Here is a 22380-nt window from a genome sequence, read left to right as displayed (position 1 = left end):
GCAGCAGCCCCGGGCGAACGAGGGTTGCTCCCTCGGCGCAAAGCGCTACATTTTGGAGAACACGGAGGCTGCCGCCATGAACAACAACACCTCGTTCTCTGCCGAAGAGCTCTCCACCCTGCGCGAACATGGCGTCGTGCTGTTCGCCGATCGCGTGATCTTCGACGCGCAGCCGCCGATGCCGCAGCAGCAGATCGATGCGGTGCAGGCCTTGTGCGCCGGCCCGCTGCCCGAGGCGCTGGTCGCGCTGTGGCAGCACACGGCGGGAGGGCGTCTCGACTACGACCTCGCGTTGCCGATGAACGGCAACGTCGAGAGCGTCAGCTGGTCGGAGCTGTTCTGGGACGGCAGCGACGGCTACCGCGACCTGCAAGGCTGGATCGAACACGAGCAGGAGCTCGCCGAGGAAGCGGCCGAAGACAGCGGCGCGCCCTGGAGCGGCAAGCTCACGCACCTGCCCTTCGGCGGCTTCGAGTACTGCGACCGCGTCTACGCGGTGGTCGAGCCCGGCGCCACGCACGGCCAGGTCATCGCGTGGAAGCAGGGCCTGCCGCCGGCCTGGACGCACGCGTTGCACGAAGACGGCCTGAGCCCCGTGGCCGCCGACCTGTATGGCGCCTTCGCGGCGCTGCACCTCGACGAAGACCCGCTGGCGCCGACGGGCGACTACTTCTCGGGGCAGGCGCTGCTCGCCTACCTCGACGACCGCCACGAAGGCTACGGGCTGGACCTCGACCTGATGGACAAGCTGGTCACCTTCTATTGCCGCGCCATCGTCGACTGGCGCACCCCGCTTGCAGACGGCACGCTGCGCCATCACCCGGCGCTCGCACGCGCGGCGCTGCGCCACGCCATCGCGACCGACGACGCCGCGCTGGTCGCCGAACTCGCCGCCGCAGGCCTGAACTTCGAAGGGCCGCATGAAGGCAGTGCACTCGCCACCGACGTGGCCGTGGGACACAGCGCCTTCGCCGCCGCGGCAGCGCTGGTGCGCGCAGGCGCGCCGGTGGCATCCGACGTGCTGCGCAACATCGACGGTCAGATCTCGCCCGAACTCACGCGCGCCCTGCTGGACAACGGCGCCGAGCCGACCGTGGCGGCCATCGTGAAGTGCGCAGCCTGCGGTGCGCCCGCCAGCGCGCACCTGATCGCCGACGCCTGCACGCAGATCGGCATCGACGTGCCGCCGGCCTTCGTGGCGGATCGCGATGCGATGCTGGTCGAACTGGAAACCACCCTCGCGCAGATGCGCGATGGGACGCAGGGGCATTACCTGGGGCAGGAAGGCTTGGCCGAGCGCATCGAGCATCTGCAAACGTTCCGGCTCTGATTTTTCAGGGCGACGCTCACGCCGACGGGGCACCTTGCTCCGCGAATGTCCCCCGGGCTTCGCCCTCCTCCTTGATTTCGCTGCGCAAGGCACCCCATCGACGTGAGCGTTGGGCAGTGCAGTCGTTGATCGGCGAGCACCAGCAGCGCGTCCATGTGCCCAGGACACTGGGTGCTTCCCGCAGCGAAATCAAGGAGGAGGGGCGAAGCCCCGGGGGACATTCGCGGAGGGAAGTACCCGGTGGCCTGGGCACGCGCCCTGAATCAACCGCCGTACAGCCAGGGCTGATCGAGCAACCGGGAGCCCAGCAAGCGCATCGCCATGTCGCGCCCGAAGCGCACAGCACCCGTGGCATGAAATATCTCGCCATTGCGACGCGCCCGCGCCTGCACTTGCGCATTGCGCTCCCAACGCGCCTCGGCATAGCGTGCGAACGCAGCCGGCACACCCAACGCCGAGGTGTCGCCCAGGGCATCCGCCAACGCGACCGCATCCTCGATCGCCATGCCCGCCCCTTGCGCAAGGTACGGCACCATCGGATGCGCAGCATCGCCTACCAGCGCCACGCGCTCGTGCGCCATGTCGCCAGGGCCGGCCACAGGCGCCCGGTCGCTCAGCGTCCACGCACGCCAAGCAGGCATCGCGTCGAGCAATGACTGAAGACTCGCACAGCTGCGCCCCATCGCCTGCTTCAGCGCGACAAGGCTGCTGGCCTGATCCCAATCGCGCGCATCGCCAGCCGGTGCAGATTCGGCGATCACGACGACATTGAGCGCGTCCCCCGCGCGCACCGGGTACGCGACCGCATGCAAACGCGGCCCGAGCCACACATCGACGCGCGAACGACGCAGCGCCACAGGCAGGTCAGCCTGACGCACCAACGCACGCCAGGCCGTGTGGCCCGTCACGCGCGGCGGCGCTTCGGCGGATTCGGATTCGAGTTGCGCCCGCACCAGGCTCCACAGACCGTCGGCCCCCACCAGCGCCTCGCCCTCCCACGCACGCGCGTCGGTGCTCGAGACGCAGACGAGGTCGTCGCTGGTCTCGACCTGCCGGATGCGCGCGGCCGTGACCAGCGAGCCCGTGCCCTGCGCGCGCACGGCATCGAGCAGCAGCGTGTGCAGGTCGGCGCGGTGAACGCAGCAGTACGGCGCGCCGTAGCGCTGCTGCATGGCATCGCCCAGCGGCATGCGGGCCAGTTCGGCGCCGCTGCCGGCGCTGTGGACCACCAGCGCCTCGGGGCGCGCCGCGATGGCATCAAGGCCGCGGCCGAGGTCGAGTTGGTGAAGGCGGCGGGTGGCATTGGGGCCGAGCTGCACGCCGGCGCCGATTTCGCCGAAGTCGGCGGCCTGTTCGAAGACGTCGGCGCGGTGGTGGGCGCGGGACAGCGCCAGCGCCGTGGCCAGCCCCCCGATCCCGCCCCCGGCGACGAGGATGTGCGCGGGCATCGGACTCAGCGTCCGGTGCTGGGCGTGGTGGAGGTCAGCGCGGGGCTGCTGTGGCTGTCGGCCGGGTCGGCGCCAGCGGGTTTCTTGGGGGCACAGCTGCCGCAGCTGTCGCACGAGCCGCAGCCCGAGGTCTTGGCCAGCGAGGCGGCGAGTTGATCGGCGCGGGCCTGATCGATGAGGCCCGCGCGCTGCGTGCCGGCCGCGAACTTGCGCGCGGCGCCACGGCGCCAGCCGGCAGGCATCCAGCGCCAGACCGCGTAGAGCGCGGCGGCCGCGACGATCAATCCGACGATCAGTTGCTGTGTCATGTCTTCTTCAACCCTTTCCCTGTGGTTTTACCCCGCGCCGAAAGCGAGTGCAATGCGATAGGTCAAGAAGCATGCCACGTATGCCAGGGCGAATAAGTAGCCCGCCATGATCCACACGTATTTCCAGGAGCCGGTTTCGCGCTTGACGGCCGCCAGCGTCGAGATGCACTGCGGCGCGAACACGTACCAGACCAGCAGCGACAGCGCGGTCGCCAGCGACCAGCTGCCGGCGATGAGTGGCTCCAGCGCACTGGCCACGTCGTCGCCGGTGGCCGAGAGCGCATACACCGTGCCCAGCGCGCCCACCGCGACTTCGCGTGCGGCCATGCCCGGCACCAGCGCGATCGAGATCTGCCAGTTGAAGCCGATGGGCGCGAAGATGTGCTCCAGCCCGCGGCCGATCATGCCGGCCAGGCTGTACTGGATGGCGGGGCCGGTCGCGCCTTCGGGCGGCGACGGGAAGGTCGACAAAAACCACAGCAGGATCGTGAGCGTGAGGATGATCGTGCCCACGCGCTGGATGAAGATCCATGCCCGCTCGTAGAGCCCCAGCGCCAGGTTGCGCAGGTTCGGCCAGCGGTAGGCCGGCAGCTCCATCAAGAGCGGCGAGTGCCGCGTGCTGTCGCGAAAGCGCTTCATCACCCAGGCCACCGCCATCGCCGAGACGATGCCGAACACATACAGCGCGAACAGCACCACGCCCTGCAGGTTGAAGATGCCCCCTACGTCGCGCGCCGGAATGAAGGCCGCGATCAGCAGCGCATACACCGGCAGCCGCGCCGAGCAGGTCATGAGCGGCGCGATCATGATGGTCGTGATGCGGTCGCGCCAGTTGCTGATGGTGCGCGTGGCCATCACGCCCGGAATGGCGCAGGCAAAGCTCGACAGCAGCGGAATGAACGAGCGGCCCGACAGGCCCACGGTGCCCATCAGGCGGTCGAGCAGGAAGGCCGCGCGCGGCAGGTAGCCGGAGTCTTCGAGCGCGAGGATGAACAGGAACAGGATCAGGATCTGCGGCAGGAACACGATCACGCCGCCCACGCCCGCGATCACGCCGTCGACCAGCAGGCTCTGCAGCATGCCCTCGGGCATGTGCGTCTTGATGAGGTTGCCCAGCCCTTCGGTGCCGGCCTTGATGGCGTCCATCGGCACGTTGGCCCAGCTGAACACGGCCTGGAACATCAGGAACATGGTGACGGCCAGCACCAGCATGCCCCACACCGGGTGCATCACGACGCGGTCGATGCGGTCGCTGGTGTCCAGGCTGCCCACGGGCTCCTTCACGGCCAGGCCGAGGATGCGACGCACCTCGCGCTGCGTGGCGAGCACGTCGTCCAGGCCGGGCGCCTTCCAGGGCTGCGGCGCGGCGGCGGCGACCGGTGCGTCGAGCGCCTCGAGCAGGTTCTTCGCGCCGCCGGTGTGGACACCCACGGTCTCGATCACCGGCACGCCGAGTTCGCGCGAGAGCACGGCGGTGTCGACCGAGATGCCCTGCTTCTTGGCCATGTCGGTCATGTTGAGCGCCACCACCATCGGCAGGCCCAGCTGGCGCGCTTCGAGCACCAGCCGCAGGTTCAGGCGCAGGTTGGTGGCGTCGGTCACGCACACGAGCAGGTCGGGCAGCGCTTCCTGCGCCTGGCCGGTGACGATGTCGCGCGTGACGGCTTCGTCGGCGCTCAGGGCGTTCAGGCTGTAGGCGCCCGGCAGGTCGAGCACGAACACGCGGCGGCCGGTCGGCGTGCGGAGCTGGCCTTCCTTGCGCTCGACGGTCACGCCGGCGTAGTTGGCCACCTTCTGGCGGCTGCCGGTCAGCAGGTTGAAGAGCGCGGTCTTGCCGCAGTTGGGGTTGCCCAGCAGCGCGATGCGCGCGGGCTGCGCGGTGGCGCCGAGACGGCCCGGCCCCTGGATGACGGCTTCAACCATGGTTCGCGGCCCCCGGTGTGACGTGGATCAGCGCGGCCTCGTGGCGGCGCAGCGCGAAGGTGGTGTGGCCCAGGCGCACGGCCAGCGGCTCGCGCCCCGGGGTGCCGGTGGCGACGATGCGCACGGCCTCGCCCGGCACGAAGCCGATTTCGGTCAGGCGCAGCACCAGCTCGCGGTCGTCCGCGCTGTCGGGGCGGGCCACGTCGAGCACGGTGGCCCACTGATGGGACGGAAGCTGGTCGAGGCTCAGCGCGGTGGTGGTCGGCGCTGCGCCGAGGTCGTTGTTTCGCACGGTGGAGGTGCGCCCCCCGGAAACCCCGGGGCACGCCAGTAAGCAAAAGCCAGATGCTAGCAATTCTCACTCGCGAAAACCTGACCAACCCCAAAAAGTCCCGGGTCAGCCGGAAATGAGCGCGTCCCCCGGGGTCGGACTCAGTTCAGTCCGAGCATCCCGCGCAGCTTGGACAGGTCTTCAGCCAGCGTATTCACCCGCCCGGCCAGCATCTTGCGGTCGCGCTCGGTGAGCTTCGAGTAGGTTTCGAAGCCGCCGTCGGCCGTGCGGTACTTGGCCAGCGTGTCGAACACCACCTTGAAGTTGGCGTCGGCCTTCTCGGCGAACGGCTTGTCCTGCTTCACGACCAGCGGGCGCAGCAGCTCGACGATCTTGTAGGCGCCCTCGAAGTTCGACTGGAAGTCCCACAGGTCGGTGTGGCTGTAGCGGTTTTCCTCGCCGGAGATCTTGGTGGCGGCCACCTCTTCCATCAGCACGGCGGCGCCGCCCACGACTTTCTCGGGCGGGAAGGTCAGCGCGCCCAGGCGCTTTTGCAGCTCGAGCACGTCGGCCAGCAGCTTGTCGGCCACGGGGTTCAGGTCCTTGGTGCTCTTGAGCGTCCACAGGCTGTACTCGATGCGGTGGAAGCCGATGAAGGCCGGGTCTTTCTCGGCCTTCTCGTGGTCGTCCGCGCGCGAGTCGATCGACTGGTCGAGGTCGGTGAACAGCTCGGCCACGGGCTCCACGCGTTCGTAGCTGGTGCGCGTGGGCGCGTAGAGCTTCTTGGCCTTCTCGATGTCGCCGGCCTTCACGGCGGCGGTGAACACGCGCACATCGGCCGCCAGCTTGCGCACGTTCTGCGTCACGTAGATCTTGTAGTCCGAGATCGGACCGACCAGCTCGAGCGGCGACACGGCGGCCTGCGCGCCGACGGCGTAGAGCCCGGCAAAGCCTGCGACGAAAGCGGCGAGGAAGCGGCGGCGGAACTGCACGGTCATGGATCTCCTTGGATGCGGTGCGGTGGTGATGAAAAAGAGAGCGATCAGGCGGCCAGCAGGCTGCGCCCGAGCCAGTCGTCGGCGCCCTGCACGCCCGGCAGCGTGAAGAAGAAACCACCGCCGATGGGCTTGATGTATTCCTCGAGCGGCTCGCCATCCAGGCGGGTCTGCACGGCGACAAAGCCCTTCTCGAGGTCGGCCTGGTAGCAGATGAACAGCAGGCCCATCTCGAGCTGGCCCGACTTGGTGACGCCGTTCGAATAGTTGAAGGGCCGGCGCAGCATCAGGTTGGCGTCCGAGGCCTTGGTGCGCGGGTTCGCGAGGCGGATGTGCGCGTCCATCGGCGTCGCCTTGCCTTCGGGGTCCTTCGTGTAGTCGGGCACGTCGTGCTCGGTCTTGCCGCCGTCCAGCGGCGCGCCGCTGGGCTTGAGGCGACCCATGATGGCCTCCTGCTCCTGCAGCGGCGTGCGGTCCCAGCGCTCGACGAAGTTGCGGATGATGCGCACCGCCTGGTAGCTGCCGCCCACGGCCCAGGCCGGCTCGTCGCCGTTCGGCTGCACCCAGACGTGCTTGTTCATGAGCGTGTCGTCGGCCGAGTCGGGGTTGGCCGAGCCATCGCGAAAGCCCAGGAAGTTGCGCGCGCTCTCCGCGGGCTGGCCCGCCACGGCCGGGATCGGCGGCACGGAGCCTTCCTGCTTCCAGTGCAGCACCAGCAGGTCGGGCGTGTTCTTGATGATGTCGCGCAGCGCGTGGATGTTGGTGTCGGGCGTGTTGGCGCAGAACTGGATCGACAGGTCGCCGTGGCACAGCGCGGCGTCGAGCGCGTCGTTCGGGTGGCGCTGCATCGGCTTCAGGCGCAGCGGCTTTTTCTTGTCGAGGCCGAAGCGCTCGTCGAACAGCGAGGCACCGACCGACACCGTCACGGTGAGCCCGTCGGGCTGCACCACCGGGCCGAGGATGCCGGAGCCCGCGGGCGGCAGCTTGGGGTCGGGGTCGGTCTGCGGGCCGCCCTGCGTGAGAAAGGCGATGCGCTCGGTGAGCGTGCGCATCAACCGCTCCAGGTCGGCGCGGTTCTCGGCCAGCACGTAGAACGAGGCGATCATGCCGGCCGTCGGGCGCGGCGTGACGACGCCCGCCTGGTGCTTGCCGCGGAAGGGCACGCGGTCTTGCGTGTGAGTGCTCTGCGGCGCGTCGGTGACCTGTGCGCCGGTGTCGGGCGGGCCCGGAATGGCCGCGCCGGCGCGCGCGCTGGCGGCGAGCCCGGCAAAGGCCACGCCCGCGGCGCCGAGCATGCGGCGGCGGTGCGGCGAGGCGGGATGTCCCGCGACGGGGTCGTTCTTCTTCGTCGGTTCCATGGGGTCGTCGTTCTCTCTCAACTCATTCCAGACCGAGCGCGGCGTTCACCTTGCCCAGTTCCTCGGCCAGCGCGCGCACCGGCACGGCCAGCGCCTGGCGCTGCGCGTCGTCCAGCGGCGCGGGCTGGAAGCCTTCGCCGGCGCGGTACGGCACCAATGCGGCGTCGAAGGCGGCAAAGCGCTCGTCGACGGCCTTCTGCTGCGCGGGCGCGGCCTTCACGAGCAGCGGCTGCAGCAGGTCGGCGATCTTCTTGGTGCCTTCGTAGCTGCCCTGCAGGTTCACCAGCTCGGCGTGGCCGTAGTGGTCTTCGCCGCCGGCCGGCAGGTTGTCGGCCACGCGGCGCAGCAGCTTCGAGGCGGCGCTGGCGAGCCGCTCGGGCGGCACGCTCAGTTCGCGCAGGCGCGCCTGCAGCGTCTCGGTGTCGGCCAGCAGTTGGGCGAGGACCGGTGCCAGCGCCTTCGCATCGCCCTGGCCGTACAGCGCGTACTCGATGCGGTGGAAGCCGCTGAAGCCCGGGTCGGCCTCGCGCTTCTCGAAGTAGTCGGCGCGGGCGTTGATGCGCGCGTCGAGGTCGGCGAACAGCTCGGCCATCGGCTCGATGCGCTTGTAGGCTTGGTGGGCCGGCGCGTAGAGCGCGCGCGCCTGCGCCAGGTCGCCGGCCTTGACGGCATCGGCCAGCGCGCGCACCGCGTCGTCGAGCGTGGCGGCCTCCAGCCGCAGGAACACCTGGTACTCGGCCAGCGCGCCCACGTAGTTGACGAGCGAGGGCCGCGCCTCCTCGGCCAGCGAGGCCGCCGACGGCGTGACGTGCAGCTTGCCGCGCGGGTTGCTCAGCAGGCCGCAGGTGATGGCGAAGTCGCCCGGCGAGAGCTTGACCGTCATGGTCTGCGAGAAACCGGGCGCGATGTTCTCGCGCTCTTCGACCACCATCACGCCGTCGAGAATTTCCCACTCGAGCGCGCGGTTCGACTGGTTGACGATGGTGAAGGTCGTGCGCCCCGCGGGCACGGTGATCTCGTTCGGGTCGCAGGCGTTGCCGCGGATCGTGACGGTGACGGCATGGTCGACCGCCTTGGGCGGCGCCTTGCGCGCCTCGTTCGAGGCGTACCAGAAGGCCGCAAGGCCGGCAACGACCAGCAGCGCCGAGGCGCCCACGGCGACGCGCATGAGCGTCGATGACGAAGAAGAGGAAGAAGGCATGGAGGAAAGAAATCAGCCGACGGTGGCCGTGCGCGGCGCCGGCGCGGCCGCCGGGCGCAGGAAGAAAAACAGGGCCACGGCCAGGAAGGCCAGGTAGACGATCACCTCGCCCACCACGGGCGCGGCCTGGTAGCCCAGCAGGCCCGACAGCACGGCGCCCACGGGGCTGTCCATCGGCAGGGTTTCGCTCATGTCGAACACCACGGTCTGCAGCTGGTTCCACACGCCGGCCTCGTGCAGCTTGCGCAGCACGCCCGCCAGCAGCCCGGCCGCGACCAGCAGGATGAACAGGCCCGTGAAGCGGAAGAAGCGGCGCAGGTCGAGCCGCACGCCGCCCGAGTAGATGCCCCAGCCGACCACCACCGACACCGCGATGCCGGCGAGCGCGCCCACGGGCGCTTCCCAGCCGGTGCTCTGCTGGAACACGGCCAGCAGGAAGAAGACCGACTCCAGCCCCTCGCGCGCGACCGCCAGGAACACCATGCCGATGAGCGCCCAGCCCTGCCCGTCGGCATGCTGCGCCAGCGCCTTGTCGATCGACGCGTGCAGCTCGCCCTTGATGGAGCGGGCCGCCTTGCGCATCCAGAACACCATCGTGGTCAGCATGACCACGGCGATGAGCCCGACCACGCCTTCGAACAGCTCCTGCTGCTTCTGCGGAAACTCGGCCGCCAGCAGTTGCAGGCCGGCGCCGGCGAACAGCGACAGCGCGGTGGCCAGCAGCACGCCGACCCACACCGCGGGCATCAGCACGCCACGACCGCTTTGTTTCAGGTAACTGGCAACGATGCCGACGATGAGCGCGGCCTCGATGCCTTCGCGCAGCATGATGAGAAAGGGAATGAGCATCTCGGGACAGAAGAATGTCCTTTGAAATTGCCCCGATGTGGTGCATTTTTCAAGGAACGGCCCGAGGATACCCCATCAAATAAGATTTATTCTCAATTAGGGGTATTCGACCCCGCCCCGCTCACAAGGGCAGTTCGACGATGCGCGCGCTGACGGTGTCGCCGTCGACGATCAGTTCGGCCACGGCGATAGGCAGCTTGAATCGGCGCGGGCCGGCGCTGCCCGGGTTGACGTAGAGCACGCCGCCGCGCTCCTCGACCTTGGGTTTATGCGAGTGGCCGGACACGACCACGCGAACGCCCTCGCCTGCCGGATCGCTGTGCAGCTCAGAAAGATCGTGGATCGCCAGCAACCGCAAGCCGCCGAGGTGCAGCACGGCGGTCTCGGGAATGGCATCAGCCCAGGCGTCACGGTCGTTGTTGCCGCGCACCACCGTCAGCGGCGCGATCGCGGCGAGTGCGTCGAGGATGCCGGCGTCGCCGATGTCCCCGCCGTGCACGATGAAGTCGCTGCCCTGCAAGGCCGCCACGGCCTGCGGGCGCAGCAGGCCGTGGGTGTCGGAGATGAGCCCGACGCGGATCAAGCGATCAGGCCGCCAGCAACTGCCGCAGCACGAAGGGCAGGATGCCACCGTGCTTGTAGTAATCGACCTCGATCGGCGTGTCGATGCGCAGGCGCACCGTCACCTCCTGGTGGCTGCCGTCGGCGCGGTGCACGACCAGCTTCACGTCCATCTGCGGCTTGAGTTCGCCGCCGATCACGACGTCGATCTTTTCCTCGCCCGTGAGGCCCAGCGTCTGCCACGAGTCGGCGCCACGGAACTGCAGCGGCAGCACGCCCATGCCGACCAGGTTGGCGCGGTGGATGCGCTCGAAGCTGCGCGCCACCACGGCCTTGATGCCCAGCAGCTGCGTGCCCTTGGCGGCCCAGTCGCGCGACGAGCCCGTGCCGTACTCCTCGCCGCCGAACACGATGGTGGGCGTGCCCGCTGCCATGTACTTCATGGCGGCGTCGTAGATGAACATCTTTTCGCCGCCCGGCTGGAACAGCGTGACGCCGCCCTCTTCCTGCGTGCCGTTGGCGTCCGGCGGAATCATCAGGTTCTTGATGCGCACGTTGGCGAAGGTGCCGCGCACCATCACGTCGTGGTTGCCGCGGCGCGAGCCGTAGCTGTTGAAGTCGGCCTTGGGCACGCCGTGCGCCTTGAGCCAGATGCCCGCGGGCGAGCTTTCCTTGATGGAGCCGGCCGGCGAGATGTGGTCGGTGGTGATCGAGTCGCCGAACAGCGCCATGACGCGCGCGCCCTGGATGCCGGCGTCCGACGCGTGCGGCTGCATCTGGAAGCCCTCGAAGAACGGCGGCTCGGCGATGTAGGTCGAGGTCGGCCAGTCGTACACCTGGCCGGTCGTGCCCTTGATGCTCGTCCAGAACTTGCCCGGATCGCTCTTGACCTTCTCGTAGTTCGCGCGGAACGACTTGGCGTTCATCGCGAAGCGCAGGTTGTCGTCGATCTCCTTCGGTGTGGGCCAGATGTCGCCCAGGTACACGTCCTTGCCGCCCTTGCCCTTCCCCACGGGCTGGGTCATGAGGTCGGTCATCACGTTGCCCGCGATGGCGAAAGCCACCACCAGCGGCGGCGAGGCCAGGAAGTTGGCCTTCAGGTTCGGATGGATGCGCGCCTCGAAGTTGCGGTTGCCCGAGAGCACGGCCGCGCCGATGAGGTCGTTCTTCGTGATGGCTTCGTTGATCTCGGGCGTGAGGTCGCCGGCGTTGCCGATGCAGGTGGTGCAGCCGTAGCCCGCGAGGTAGAAGCCCAGCTTCTCCAGGTACGGCAGCAGGCCCGCCTTCTCCAGGTATTCGGTGACGATGCGCGAGCCAGGCGCCAGCGAGGTCTTGATGTGCGGCTGCACCTTCAGGCCCGCTTCCACCGCCTTCTTGGCCAGGATGCCGGCCGCGAGCATCACGCTCGGGTTGGAGGTGTTGGTGCACGAGGTGATGGCCGCAATGAGCACGTCGCCGTTGCCGATGGTGACGTCGCCCTTGGGCGCCGACGGCGCCGTGGCGCTGGTGTGGGCCGCGGCCTTGGTCGAGCGGTTGGCCACCATCTCGATGACCGGGCGCGGCGAGCCGGGCGGCGGCGGGGGCACTTCGGTGTCGCCGCTCTGGCCTTCGCGCGTCAGCGCATAGCGCTGCTTGAGCTTGTCGGCCGGCTGGTTGAAGCCGTTGGCGTCGTTGGGCTTGCTGTACAGCTCGGCGAACTTGGTCGACAGGTCGCCCAGGTTGATGCGGTCCTGCGGGCGCTTGGGGCCGGCCAGGCTGGGCGAGACGGTGCCCAGGTCGAGCTTGACGACCTTGGTGTAGTCGATGTCGCCCGGCGCGGGCATGCCGAACAGGCCCTGCGCCTTGTAGTAGGCGGCGAAGCGCTCCACTTCTTCCTTGGTGCGGCCGGTGCCTTCGAAGTAGGCCACGGTCATCTCGTCGACCGGGAAGAAGCCCATGGTGGCGCCGTACTCGGGCGCCATGTTGCCGATGGTGGCGCGGTCGGGCACGGCGATGGACGCGGCACCGGGGCCGAAGAACTCGACGAACTTGCCCACCACCTTTTCGGCGCGCAGGATCGAGGTGACGTACAGCACCAGGTCGGTGGCCGTGACGCCTTCGCGCAGCTTGCCGGTGAGCTCGAAGCCCACCACGTCGGGCGTGAGCATGTAGACCGGCTGGCCCAGCATGGCGGCCTCGGCCTCGATGCCGCCCACGCCCCAGCCGACCACGCCGATGCCGTTGATCATGGTGGTGTGGCTGTCGGTGCCCACCAGCGAGTCGGGGTAGTAGACCGGCGTGTCGCTCTTGTCGGCCGGGCTCTTGTAGACGCCGCGCGCAAAGTACTCGAGGTTGACCTGGTGCACGATGCCGAAGCCCGGCGGCACGACGCCGAAGGTGTCGAAGGCCTGCATGCCCCACTTCATGAACTGGTAGCGCTCGTTGTTGCGCTGGAACTCCAGCTTCATGTTCAGGTCGAGCGCCTTGGGCGTGCCGTAGTAGTCGACCATCACCGAGTGGTCGACCACCAGGTCGACGGGCACCAGCGGCTCGATGGTCTTGGGCGACTTGTTCAGCTTGGCGGCCACGCTGCGCATGGCGGCCAGGTCGGCCAAGAGCGGCACGCCGGTGAAGTCCTGCAGCACCACGCGGGTGACGACAAAGGGAATTTCGTCGGTGCGCTCGGCGTTGGGCGCCCAGTGGGCCAGCTCCTCGACGTGCTTGGCCGACACCTTCTGGCCGTCGCAGTTGCGCAGCACCGACTCGAGCACGATGCGGATCGACACCGGCAGGCGCTCCACGGACGGGTACTGCTTGGCCAGTTCCTTCAGCGACCAGTACTTGCCGGACTTGCCCGACGCGGTCTTGAAGGTCTTGAGGGTGGACGCAAACGCGTGCGCCGGGGCTTTGGCCATGAGAAGACTCCTGTGTGTTCGTGGAAGCCTCTCAAGGATAGCGAGGTTCAATGTCAGTGGCTGTAGTCGGTCTTCCTTGTCGGGCTCTCCCGGAACTATCGTTCTCATAGCGAAAACGCCCGCCGCACGGGGTGCGGCGGGCGTGGAGCGGACGGTCGTCAGGCGTTCAGGCCATCGCCATCTGGGCACTGGCCCGGGTGCGGCGCAGGCCGGTCCATTGCAGCTCGGCCAGCACGACCACGCACAACGCCTGCGCCAGCACCCAGGCCATTCCCAGCGCGGTGACCGCGAACACGCCGCTCACCAGGAGGGCCACGCAGGCCACCGCCCAGGCGAAGTTGCCGACGATCACGAGGCCGATCAGCGTGCGCGGCGGCGTGGTGCGGCTGGCCATGAAGGCGGCGGCTGCTGCGTAGGCCAGCAGGAACACGCCGGTGCCCATGAGCAGCCAGGCCGGCAGGCCGGTCAGGGAGGCAAGGACGTCGGTGAACGCCACCTGCAGCGCGCCGGTCGCGGCGCACGAAGCGGCATCGGCCCACATCACGTTCGACAGGAAGCGGGGGGAAGCGAAAACAGACATGTGAATCTCCTGGGTGGGTACGCTGCAGGCCAGTCCTGCTGCGTTGGGGTCGATGATTCCGCCGGACGTGGATTGCGTCGATGACCTGGGAGGTCATGGCGCCGCGCCGCCGTCGCGCCAGAATGCGGCTCCATGAACACCCCCCGCACCCATTCGTCCAAGGCCGCCGCCGGCCTGCCCGGCGCACGCGACCCGTTCGGCGCCCACCTGCGGCACTGGCGCACCCACCGCCGCCTGAGCCAGCTCGACCTGGCCCAGGAGGCCGAGGTCTCGACCCGCCACCTGAGCTACGTGGAAACCGGCCGCGCCGCGCCCAGCCGCGAGATGGTGCTGCGGCTGGCCGAACGCCTGGACGTGCCGCTGCGCGAGCGCAACGCGCTGCTGGTGGCCGCCGGTTTCGCGCCCATGTACCGCCAGCGCTCGCTCGACGACCCGGCCATGGCCTCGGCGCGCCGCGCCATCGACCTCGTGCTGAAGGGCCACGAGCCCTTCCCCGCGCTGGCCGTGGACCGGCACTGGAACCTGGTGGCGCACAACGCGCTGGTGCCGCTGCTCATGGAAGGCTGCTCGGCCGAACTGCTGAAGCCGCCGATCAACGTGCTGCGCCTGAGCCTGCACCCCGAGGGCGTGGCGCCGCGCATCGCGAACCTGGCGCAATGGCGCACGCACCTGCTGGAGCGGCTGCAGCAGCAGATCGCCGCCACCGGCGACACCGTGCTGCAGGCGCTGCACGACGAGCTGGAGGGCTACCCGCCGCCCGCCGTGAGCCACGACGCGCCGCTGCTCGACACCGCGCTGTCGGCGGTGGCCGTGCCGTTCCAGGTGGTCATGCCCAGCGGCGTGCTGAGCTTCATCAGCACCATCACGATCTTCGGCACGCCGGTGGACGTCACGCTGCAGGAACTCGCGGTGGAGTCGTTCTTTCCGGCGGACGAGCAGACGGCGGCGGCGCTGACGGCACTGGCGGCGCAGCAGGCGCGCTGAGGCCGGCGCTGCCGTCCGCGTTGCGCGCCGGCCCTTCGAAGTCGTCGACCTGGATCACCTTGTCGGCCGCCTGCAGGTAGGCCAGCGCCAGCGCGGGGTCGGTGGCCGAGCGCGCGGCTTCGTCGAGCGAGCGCGTGCGGCGCAGCACCTTGTTGAGCGCGGCCGTCTCGTCGCCCAAGCGCGCGCCGAGCGCCATCGCCTGCATCAGGTCGCGCAGGCCGCCCGGGCCGGGCTCGGACAGATCGGGCACGAGCCGCGCGACCACGTCCGGGCGCGTGCGCAGCAGCTCGGCCAGCGCCATCAGCTGCACGTCGCGCAGCGGCGCCAGGTGCGCGGTGCGGCGCAGCACCAGCGCGCCGAGCAGGCGCCGCCCCGGCGTCGGCAGGTTGGCGTAGAGGTCGCGCAGGATCTTGCCGGCTTCGTCCAGCTGCAGCCGGATCGCGGCCTGCGCAAAGGGCAGCAGTTCGGGTGCCGCATCGACGCGGTAGCGCCACACGCAGGCGCTCGCCAGGTACAGGTGGGCCAGCACATCGCCCAGCCGCGCCGACAGCAGCTCCATGCGCTTGAGCTTGCCGCCGAGCAGCCCCATGGCGAGGTCGGCGGTGAGCGCGTACTTGGCGCTCATGCGCGCGATGAGCCGTGCTTCGGCCGCCAGCGCCTCGGGCGGATCGCCGAGCACCGGCGCACCGAAGAGGCTGTGCCACAGGTTGCGCGCCACATGCCTGCCGTGCGCGATGAGCGCCCGGCCGAGCGCGGTTTCGTCCTTCGCCTGCACCGCCGCCATCTCCTCGAGCACGTGCGGGTGGCAGCGCACCGCGCCCTGTCCGAACACGATGAGCGCGCGCGTGAGGATGTTCGCGCCCTCCACCGTGATCGCGATCGGCGCCTGCCGGTAGGCCACGCCGAGCAGGTTCGACGGGCCCGAGATGATCCCCTTGCCGCCGAGGATGTCCATGCCGTGGTTGACCGCGCGCCGCCCGGCCTCGGTGAGCTGCACCTTGAGGATCGCGCTGGCCACGCTGGGCCGCTCGCCCTTGTCGAGCGCGGCCGCCGTGAAGCGCCGCGCGGCATCGGTCGCATACAGCTGCGCCGACATCTGCGCGACCAACCCCGCCACCGCGTGGAACTTGCCCACCGGCAGGCCGAACTGCTCGCGGATCTGGCCGTAGGCGTTGCTCACGTACAGCGCGGTCTGTTGCATGGCCGAACCCAGCGCGGGCAGCGAGATGGCGCGGCCCGCCGCCAGGCATTCCATCAGCATGCGCCAGCCCTGCCCCACCTGCGGCTCGCCGCCGATGACCCAGTCCATCGGCACGAACACCTGCCGGCCGCGGATCGGGCCGTTCATGAAGGCGCTGTCCATCGGGCGGTGGCGCCGGCCGATCGCCATGCCCTCGTGCGGCACGGGAATCAGCGCGCAGGTGATGCCCAGCTCACGCTGGCTTTCGTCGATGGCATGGAACGCCAGCCCGACCACGGTGGCGACCGGCGCGAGCGTGATGTAGCGCTTGTCGAAATCGACCAGGAAGCCGCGCGTGCGTCGGCCCTGGAACTCGCGCTCGACGAGCACGCCGCGGTCAGGAATGGCGGCGGCGTCGGAGCCCGCATAGGGTGAGGTCAGGCCGAAGCACGGCAGCTCGCGGCCATCGGCCAGGCGCGGCAGGTAGTGATTTTTCTGCGCGTCGGTGCCGTAGCGCAGCAGCAACTCGGCCGGCCCGAGCGAGTTGGGCACCATCACCGTGACGGCCGTTGCCACGTTGACGCTCGCGATGCGCGCCACCACCGTCGCATGCGCGTAATGGCCGAAGCCCAGGCCGCCGAAGGCCTCGGGAATGATCATTCCGAAGAAGCGCTTCTCGCGCAGGAAGCGCCACACCTCGGGCGGCAGGTCGTGCGCCTGGTCGATGGCGTGGTCGTCGAGCATGCGGCACAGCGCGGGCACCTCGTTCGCCAGGAAGGCTTCTTCGCGCGCGCTGAGCTGGTTGGGGCCGGCAGCCGTCAATGCGTCGAAATCAGGGCGCCCGGCAAAGAGCTGGCCTTCGAACCCGACCGTGCCGGCCTCGAGCGCGGCGCGCTCAGTGTCGCCCAGCGGCGGCAGGGCCCTGGAGAAAGGCTGCATCGCCCATCGGCCGATCAGGGTCGCCAGTGGCATGGGGTCTCCTTGCGCCGCACCGGAGCGCGCGGCATGCGTCCATTCTTGGACGGCACCGGCCCGCACCGGGCCGGTCAAGGGCGTTCACGCGTGTCGGAGACGGGCTCGCGCGCCCCGCGGGATCAGCGGCGCTTGGGCACCTGCCCGGCCGGTGCGGCGGCCGGCACGGGCGCATTGGGATCGCGCCAGCCGTACTCGACGTAGCGGCGGATCACGAGGCAGCCCGGCGGCGAATCGATCAGCGAGACCGACGAGGTCGGCTCCTTGTCGTCGGTGTAGACCGTGTAGATCGGCAGCAGCGGCGTGCGCTTGTAGTTCTTCAGTTCCTGCTCGGCCACGCTGGCGCAGGTGAAGGGTGCCACCGAGATGCGCTCGGCCGCCACGGTGCAGGCGCCGCTGTCGTCGGGAATGGCGGTGATCGACGCGGCCACGCCCGCGTTCGGGTACTGGATGCCGACCAGCGAGAACACCGGCCCGGCGTCGGGACGCTTGCGGTCCCAGTCGAGCAGCACGTCGTGCGCGCGGCTGCCCTGCACGGTGAGCGTCGCCAGCCGCGTGATGGCGGGCAGGCAGCGCTGGATGCCGACGCTGGCGGCGGCGCGCGTGAGCGTGTCCTGCGGCGCCGCGGGCGGGGCCAGCACGCCCTGCGCGAGCGCGCTGCCGGCCATCGCGAGCGCCCAGGCAGCAGCGGTGAATCGGGCCAGGGCGGTCATCGGTGTCGTCCTCACGCGTAGAGGCTCTCGATGGCCGCCGAGTAGAGGCGCACGTTCTCCTCGCCTTCCGGGTCGAGCTTCGCGATGAGGGCGCGTGCGCACTCGCGGTAGGCCGGCAGGTTGGCGTCGTGCTCGGCGAATGCGCGCCGCAGCGCCTGCCCGCCCTCCTCGCAGTCGAAGCCGTGGTAGCGGTAGCCGCAGTCGCCGATCAGGTGCGAGTTGTGGATGAGCGGCCAGCCGCCGTACAGCGCCTCGTAGTAGAGGTAGTTCTGCGCGTTCTCCCAGTGGTGCGCAAAGACCGCATCGATGGCGCCCGGCAGCACCTGGTACAGCGGAAAGCGTCCTTCGAAGGTCGCCAGGCCGTGCCGCACCAGATCGAGGCTCTGGGCGAAGGCGACGAAGTTCGGCTTGTCCTTCAGGTGGAAGCTGTTGTAGACCCACATCTTCTCGATGAGGCGCGGCTGCGCGCGGTGCGCCGACTCGCAGCCCAGCATCGGGATGAAGCTGGTCTTCACCATGCAGATGTTGGGCTCGAAGATGGCCACGCGCCACTGCTTGCGCCCCGGCTCGTAGGCGAAGCGCTTGCCTTCGGCGCCGCGCGCCATCGCCTTCTCGACCACCATCGGGCTCCACAGGTGCGGCATGAGCTTGGTGGGCGCGCGGAAGGTGCTCGCGAAGTACGGCTTGCAGGAGGTTTCGTACTCGGGCAGCGTCCACACCTCGTCGTACGGTGCGCCGCTGACCAGCATGCCGTGCGGCTTGTTGAAGGTCATGCGCTCGATGTCGATCACGTAGTCGTTGCCCACGCGCATCGAGACGATTTTTCCGCCGCGCTCGCGGAACGCCACCGACCAGTCGCGCCCGAGCTGCGCGCTCATCTCGATCATGAGGTCGAGCTCTTGCGCGGCGGTGGCCATGTCGATGATCGGCACCGGCGAATCGGCCAGGAAGTTGGTGGCATCGGCCGGACCGCCGTCGCCGCCGCCGGCCACCAGCACCGTGCGCTCGACGCAGGGCGAGCGCAGCAGCAGCATCACGAGGAACAGGCAGTTCTGGTAGACGCCGTTCTCCCACAGGCTCTGCTCGCCCTTGCGGATGAAGATGGAGACGCCGACTTTCAGCCGGGTCGGCGTGGCGGCCGCGCGCGGGCCTGCGGTGGGGCTCTGCACGTCGCTCATGCGGCCACCTTCGCGTTGCCGGCATGGAACGCCGGATCGCCGCCCACCAGGTTCAACAGCCGCTGCGCGTAGCCGTCGATGTTGGCGGGGTGCATCGGGTCGATCGCATCGAACACGCGCTGGCTGCGCGCGCGGTAGTCGTCGAGTTGCGCGTCGTGGCCGCGCACGGCCGCGGCCAGCTGTTCGGCGCCGACGGCGATGTCGAAGTCGGGGTAGTAGTAGCCGGCGTCGCGCAGCCACGGCGAGTTGTGCACCAGCGGGTAGTTGCCGTACAGCGCGTCGAGGTAGCTGTAGTTCTGGTCGTTCTGCCACTGGTGCGACACCACCGCGTCGGCGTGCTGCACCATGAAGCCCGCGAAGTCGTGCCGCCCGTGGAAGGTGGCCTTGTGCTGGCGCACGATGTCCAGCGAGTTCGCCAGGTAGAGCATCGTCGGGTGGTCTTTCAGGTGCAGCGTGTTGAGCACGTGCATCGCCGCGACGTGCTCCGGGTTGGCGCGGTAGGCCTCGTCGGTGATCAGCATCGGGATGCTGCACGACTTCACCACCGAGATGTTGGGCTCGAAGATCGCCACCCGGAAACCCAGTTGCTGCGCCGTGCGCGGCTGGTAGCCGAAGCGAAAGCCCTGCGCCTGCACCTCGTCCACGCGCTGCGCCAGGAACTGCGGCGACCACAGGTACGGCACCTCGTGCACCGGGCAGCGGTGCAGCGTGCGCATCATCGGCGCAAAGGCCGTGTCCTTGGGCAGCAGCCAGATCTCGTCGCAGCGGTCGGTGGCGCCGAAGTGCCCCTTGTCGGCAAAGACGATCGGCTCGGCCAGCGCCACGAAGGGCTGCCCCACGCCGTGGAAGGCCACGCGCCCGCCGCAGGCGCGGAAGTACGACAGCCACTGCACGTCGAGCGCGCCGGCCATTTCGATGACCACGTCGAGCGCGTCGGTCAGCTCGCGGGCGCGGCCCAGCGTGAGCCCCATCGCCGACAGGTCGACCTGCGGCGGCATCGCCTGCTGGTCGCCCGCGTCGATGAGCGTGACGGACTCGACGAATTCGATGCGTTGCAGCAGCCGGGCCAGGAACAGGACGTTCTGTCCCATTCCGTTTTCCCAGATGTTCTGCCCCGCGTGGGAGAGGACTGAAATACCGATGCGCATGAGCGAAGTGTGTACCAAAAAAACAATGGCTCCCGCGCGCAGGGCGCGGGAGCCACCGGACCGGGGGCGTCGGCCTAGCGGCCTTTTACTTCCACTTCCAGCCGATGCCCGCGTTGACGCCCCACTCCTTGCCGGTGGAGCTCAGGCCCGCGCCCCAGGAGATCTTGCCGTCGTCCGACAGGGCCTTGAAGGTCAGCGCCACCGCGCTGTAGCCCTTGTACGAACCCATGCCGATGCCGATCGTCTTCTCGCCGGGGTACAGCGTGGGCAGGTAGGTGCCCGACATCGCGAAGGCCATCGCCGAGCCCGAGTAGGCGATGCGCGCCACGTCGCCCACCTGCTTTTGCACCTGCTGCAGCTGGCCCAGGTTGACCGCGTCGCCCGGCAGCACGCCCGGTGCCACGTTGCTGATGCGCGTGGGACCCGAAGTCTCGGTGCCCAGCGTGATCTGGTTGTAGTTCACCGACCCGTCGGGGTTGGTGGCGTACTGCACGCTGCTGGCCTTCGCAGCCGCCGAGACCGCCTTCAACTGCGCCACGTTGGTCGCGTCGCTGTCGGCCGAGCCGGCTGCCACGCCCGTGATCTGGCGGAACTGGTTGTTGGCCGCATCGCCCACCGACACCGCCGCCTGCGTGCTGGTCGTGGCCTTGATGGCCGCTTCCTGCTGCGCATTCGCGCTGCCCGGCACGTAGCCAGCCACGCCCGCCGCCCGCGAGGCCACCGAGTTCGCACCCAGTGCCACGCCGCCGGTCTGCTGGACCACCGCGCCGAAGCCGATGGCCGTGCCCTGCGCGATGTTCTGCGCCTTGCTCAGCGGCGTGCCGCCGGCGTCCGCACCGTCACCCAGGGCCACGCCGCCGCCGCCGGCACGGGAGTTCGCGCCGATCGCCTGCGAGCCCGTGGCCAGCGCCCCGGTGCCGATGGCGATGGCGTTGGTGCCCGTGGCCTGCGCCCCGAAGCCCACCGCCACCGCGCCGTCGGCCGTGGCCCGCGCGCCGTTGCCGGCGGCGAAGGAGTTGGCGCCGCTGGCTTCGGAACGCGGCCCGATCGCCACCGCTTCCGCACCGCTGGCCTTGGAGTCGGTGTTGGTCGAGTTGGCGTGGAAGTACTTGGTGCCTCCGTTGTAGATCGAGCTGACCGTCGTGCTCAGGCTGCCGATGCCGCTCATCGCCGTGCTCAGGCCGGTCGACGTCGAGGTCGACAGGCTGGAGAGCCCGCTGGCCGCGCCGCCCACGCTGGTGGACAGGCTGTCCAGGTTGCTGTTGGTGGTGCTCAGGCCGGTCGACAGGCTGTTGACGGTGCTGTTGGTCGTGCTCAAGCCTGTCGAGAGGCTGCTCACGTTGCTGTTCGTCGTGCTCAGGCCGGTCGACAGGCTGCCGACGGCGCTGTTGGTCGTGCTCAGACCGGTCGAGAGGCTGTCGACGCTGCTGCCCACCGTGCTCAGCCCGGTCGACAGGCTGTCGATGCGGCTGGCCGAGGTGCTCAGGCCGGTGGACACCGAGCTCGACAGGCTGTTCACGCTGCTCGTGACCGTGCTCAGGCCGGACGACGTGGAGGTCGAGAGGCTGTTCAGGTTGCTGTTCGTCGTGCTCAGGCCCGACGAGAGGCTGCCGACGTTGCTGTTGGTCGTGCTCAGGCCGGTCGACAGGCTGTTGATGCCGCTGTTGGCGGTGCTCAGGCCGGTGGACAGGCTGGAGATGCCGCTGTTGGCGGTGCTCAGGCCGGTCGAGGTCGAGGACGACAGGCTGCCCAGGTTGCTGTTCGTCGTGCTCAGGCCCGTCGACAGGCTGAAGATGCCGCTGTAGGCGGTGCTCAAGCCGGACGAGAACGAGGTGGACAGGCTGCTGACGTTGCTGTTGGTGGTGCTCAGTCCGGTCGACAGGCTGTCGATGCTGCTCGTGGCCGTGCTCAGGCCCGACGAGGTCGAGGTCGAGAGACTGTCGACGTTACTGTTCGTCGTGCTGAGGCCGGTCGAGAGGCTGTCGATGTTGCTCGTGGCGGTGCTCAGACCCGACGACGTGGAGGTCGAGAGGCTGCTGACGTTGCTGTTGGTGGTGCTCAGGCCTGTGGAGAGGCTGGAGATGCCGCTGGTGGCGGTGCTCAGGCCGGTCGAGAGGCTGCTCACATTGCTGTTCGTCGTGCTCAGGCCAGTGGACAGGCTCGAGATGCCACTGGTCGCCGTGCTCAGGCCGGTCGACAGACTGGAGATGCCGCTCGACGTCGAAGTCGACAAGCTACCCACGGTGCTGTTCGTGGTGCTCAGGCCGGTGGACAGGCTGGAGATGCCGCTGGTGGCGGTGCTCAGGCCGGTCGACAGGCTGTCGATTCCGCTCGTGGCGGTGCTCAGACCCGAGGACGTGGACGTCGAGAGGCTGCTGACGTTGCTGTTCGTCGTGCTCAAGCCAGTGGACAGGCTGGAGATGCCACTGGTCGCCGTGCTCAGACCGGTCGACAGGCTGTCGATTCCGCTCGTGGCCGTGCTCAGGC

The 22380-nt window shown here is 69.2% G+C and carries 20 protein-coding genes and 1 pseudogene; 5 read left to right on the top strand and 16 right to left on the bottom strand.

Going from position 1 to position 22380, the window contains the following annotated elements:
- Positions 1-76 precede the first annotated feature (76 nt).
- On the top strand, positions 77-1330 hold the full coding sequence (locus AC07OX_RS18030; protein WP_495260988.1) for an SMI1/KNR4 family protein: 1254 nt from the start codon (positions 77-79) through the stop codon (positions 1328-1330).
- Positions 1331-1593: 263 nt separating this feature from the next.
- Here the strand turns inward: AC07OX_RS18030 and AC07OX_RS18025 are convergent, their stop codons facing one another.
- From AC07OX_RS18025 to AC07OX_RS17975, 11 genes are all read right to left on the bottom strand, one after another.
- Positions 1594-2778 carry an FAD-dependent monooxygenase gene (locus AC07OX_RS18025; RefSeq protein WP_495260989.1) on the bottom strand — a complete coding sequence of 395 codons (1185 nt, stop codon included), beginning with the start codon at positions 2776-2778 and terminating at the stop codon, positions 1594-1596.
- 5 nt (positions 2779-2783) lie between these two features.
- Positions 2784-3086 carry a DUF6587 family protein gene (locus AC07OX_RS18020; protein WP_062477175.1) on the bottom strand — a complete coding sequence of 101 codons (303 nt, stop codon included), beginning with the start codon at positions 3084-3086 and terminating at the stop codon, positions 2784-2786.
- A 27-nt stretch (positions 3087-3113) separates the two neighbouring features.
- Complete coding sequence (feoB, locus tag AC07OX_RS18015) at positions 3114-5009, bottom strand: ferrous iron transporter B (protein WP_495260990.1); 1896 nt, start codon at positions 5007-5009, stop codon at positions 3114-3116.
- Positions 5002-5301, bottom strand: coding sequence for a FeoA family protein (locus AC07OX_RS18010; protein ID WP_070062301.1), 300 nt, complete (start codon positions 5299-5301; stop codon positions 5002-5004). Before AC07OX_RS18010 ends, feoB begins: the two co-directional genes overlap by 8 nt.
- Positions 5302-5441: 140 nt before the next feature.
- Entirely contained in the window at positions 5442-6278 is an 837-nt protein-coding gene (efeO, locus tag AC07OX_RS18005; protein ID WP_082818180.1) for an iron uptake system protein EfeO, read from the bottom strand.
- Positions 6279-6322: 44 nt separating this feature from the next.
- The gene (gene efeB, locus AC07OX_RS18000; RefSeq protein WP_495260991.1) at positions 6323-7633 is read right to left on the bottom strand and encodes an iron uptake transporter deferrochelatase/peroxidase subunit; all 1311 of its coding nucleotides are present in this window, start codon (positions 7631-7633) and stop codon (positions 6323-6325) included.
- Positions 7634-7655: 22 nt separating this feature from the next.
- The gene (gene efeO / locus AC07OX_RS17995) at positions 7656-8834 is read right to left on the bottom strand and encodes an iron uptake system protein EfeO (protein ID WP_495260992.1); all 1179 of its coding nucleotides are present in this window, start codon (positions 8832-8834) and stop codon (positions 7656-7658) included.
- 12 nt (positions 8835-8846) lie between these two features.
- The gene (gene efeU, locus AC07OX_RS17990; protein WP_495260993.1) at positions 8847-9683 is read right to left on the bottom strand and encodes an iron uptake transporter permease EfeU; all 837 of its coding nucleotides are present in this window, start codon (positions 9681-9683) and stop codon (positions 8847-8849) included.
- A gap of 121 nt (positions 9684-9804) precedes the next feature.
- Complete coding sequence (locus AC07OX_RS17985; RefSeq protein WP_495260994.1) at positions 9805-10266, bottom strand: metallophosphoesterase family protein; 462 nt, start codon at positions 10264-10266, stop codon at positions 9805-9807.
- Between the two features lie 4 nt (positions 10267-10270).
- Positions 10271-13138 carry an aconitate hydratase gene (locus AC07OX_RS17980; RefSeq protein ID WP_159275666.1) on the bottom strand — a complete coding sequence of 956 codons (2868 nt, stop codon included), beginning with the start codon at positions 13136-13138 and terminating at the stop codon, positions 10271-10273.
- 166 nt (positions 13139-13304) lie between these two features.
- Positions 13305-13718: a hypothetical protein gene (locus tag AC07OX_RS17975; protein WP_495260995.1), complete on the bottom strand. Its 414-nt coding sequence runs from the start codon at positions 13716-13718 to the stop codon at positions 13305-13307.
- A 132-nt stretch (positions 13719-13850) separates the two neighbouring features.
- Between AC07OX_RS17975 and AC07OX_RS17970 the strand changes: the two genes are divergently transcribed.
- A complete protein-coding gene (locus AC07OX_RS17970) occupies positions 13851-14702 on the top strand; it encodes a helix-turn-helix domain-containing protein (RefSeq protein WP_159273226.1) in 852 nt (283 codons plus the stop codon).
- On the opposite strand, the gene AC07OX_RS17965 is transcribed toward AC07OX_RS17970, so the two are convergent.
- The 5 genes and pseudogenes from AC07OX_RS17965 to AC07OX_RS17945 all read right to left on the bottom strand — a co-directional run.
- A complete protein-coding gene (locus AC07OX_RS17965; RefSeq protein ID WP_495260996.1) occupies positions 14608-16854 on the bottom strand; it encodes an acyl-CoA dehydrogenase in 2247 nt (748 codons plus the stop codon). The genes AC07OX_RS17970 and AC07OX_RS17965 overlap by 95 nt on opposite strands.
- A gap of 122 nt (positions 16855-16976) precedes the next feature.
- The gene (locus AC07OX_RS17960; protein WP_495260997.1) at positions 16977-17567 is read right to left on the bottom strand and encodes a hypothetical protein; all 591 of its coding nucleotides are present in this window, start codon (positions 17565-17567) and stop codon (positions 16977-16979) included.
- Between the two features lie 11 nt (positions 17568-17578).
- Complete coding sequence (locus AC07OX_RS17955; protein ID WP_495260998.1) at positions 17579-18745, bottom strand: DUF2827 domain-containing protein; 1167 nt, start codon at positions 18743-18745, stop codon at positions 17579-17581.
- On the bottom strand, positions 18742-19893 hold the full coding sequence (locus AC07OX_RS17950) for a DUF2827 domain-containing protein (RefSeq protein ID WP_495260999.1): 1152 nt from the start codon (positions 19891-19893) through the stop codon (positions 18742-18744). Before AC07OX_RS17950 ends, AC07OX_RS17955 begins: the two co-directional genes overlap by 4 nt.
- Positions 19894-19978: 85 nt before the next feature.
- Positions 19979-20467, bottom strand: a pseudogene (locus AC07OX_RS17945) (YadA-like family protein); the annotation flags it as partial.
- Here AC07OX_RS17945 and AC07OX_RS17940 point away from each other — a divergent pair.
- From AC07OX_RS17940 to AC07OX_RS17930, 3 genes are all read left to right on the top strand, one after another.
- The gene (locus AC07OX_RS17940) at positions 20373-20585 is read left to right on the top strand and encodes a hypothetical protein (RefSeq protein ID WP_495263274.1); all 213 of its coding nucleotides are present in this window, start codon (positions 20373-20375) and stop codon (positions 20583-20585) included. The pseudogene AC07OX_RS17945 and the gene AC07OX_RS17940 sit on opposite strands and share 95 nt — an antisense overlap.
- 84 nt (positions 20586-20669) lie before the next feature.
- Complete coding sequence (locus AC07OX_RS17935; protein ID WP_495263273.1) at positions 20670-21020, top strand: hypothetical protein; 351 nt, start codon at positions 20670-20672, stop codon at positions 21018-21020.
- Between the two features lie 15 nt (positions 21021-21035).
- A complete protein-coding gene (locus AC07OX_RS17930; protein WP_495263272.1) occupies positions 21036-21698 on the top strand; it encodes a hypothetical protein in 663 nt (220 codons plus the stop codon).
- The last annotated feature ends 682 nt before the right edge of the window (positions 21699-22380 follow it).

The organism is Variovorax sp. GW821-FHT09D07 (assembly GCF_059416345.1).
Note: the sequence above shows the minus strand (reverse complement) of the source record. Positions and strands in the feature narration are given on the sequence as shown.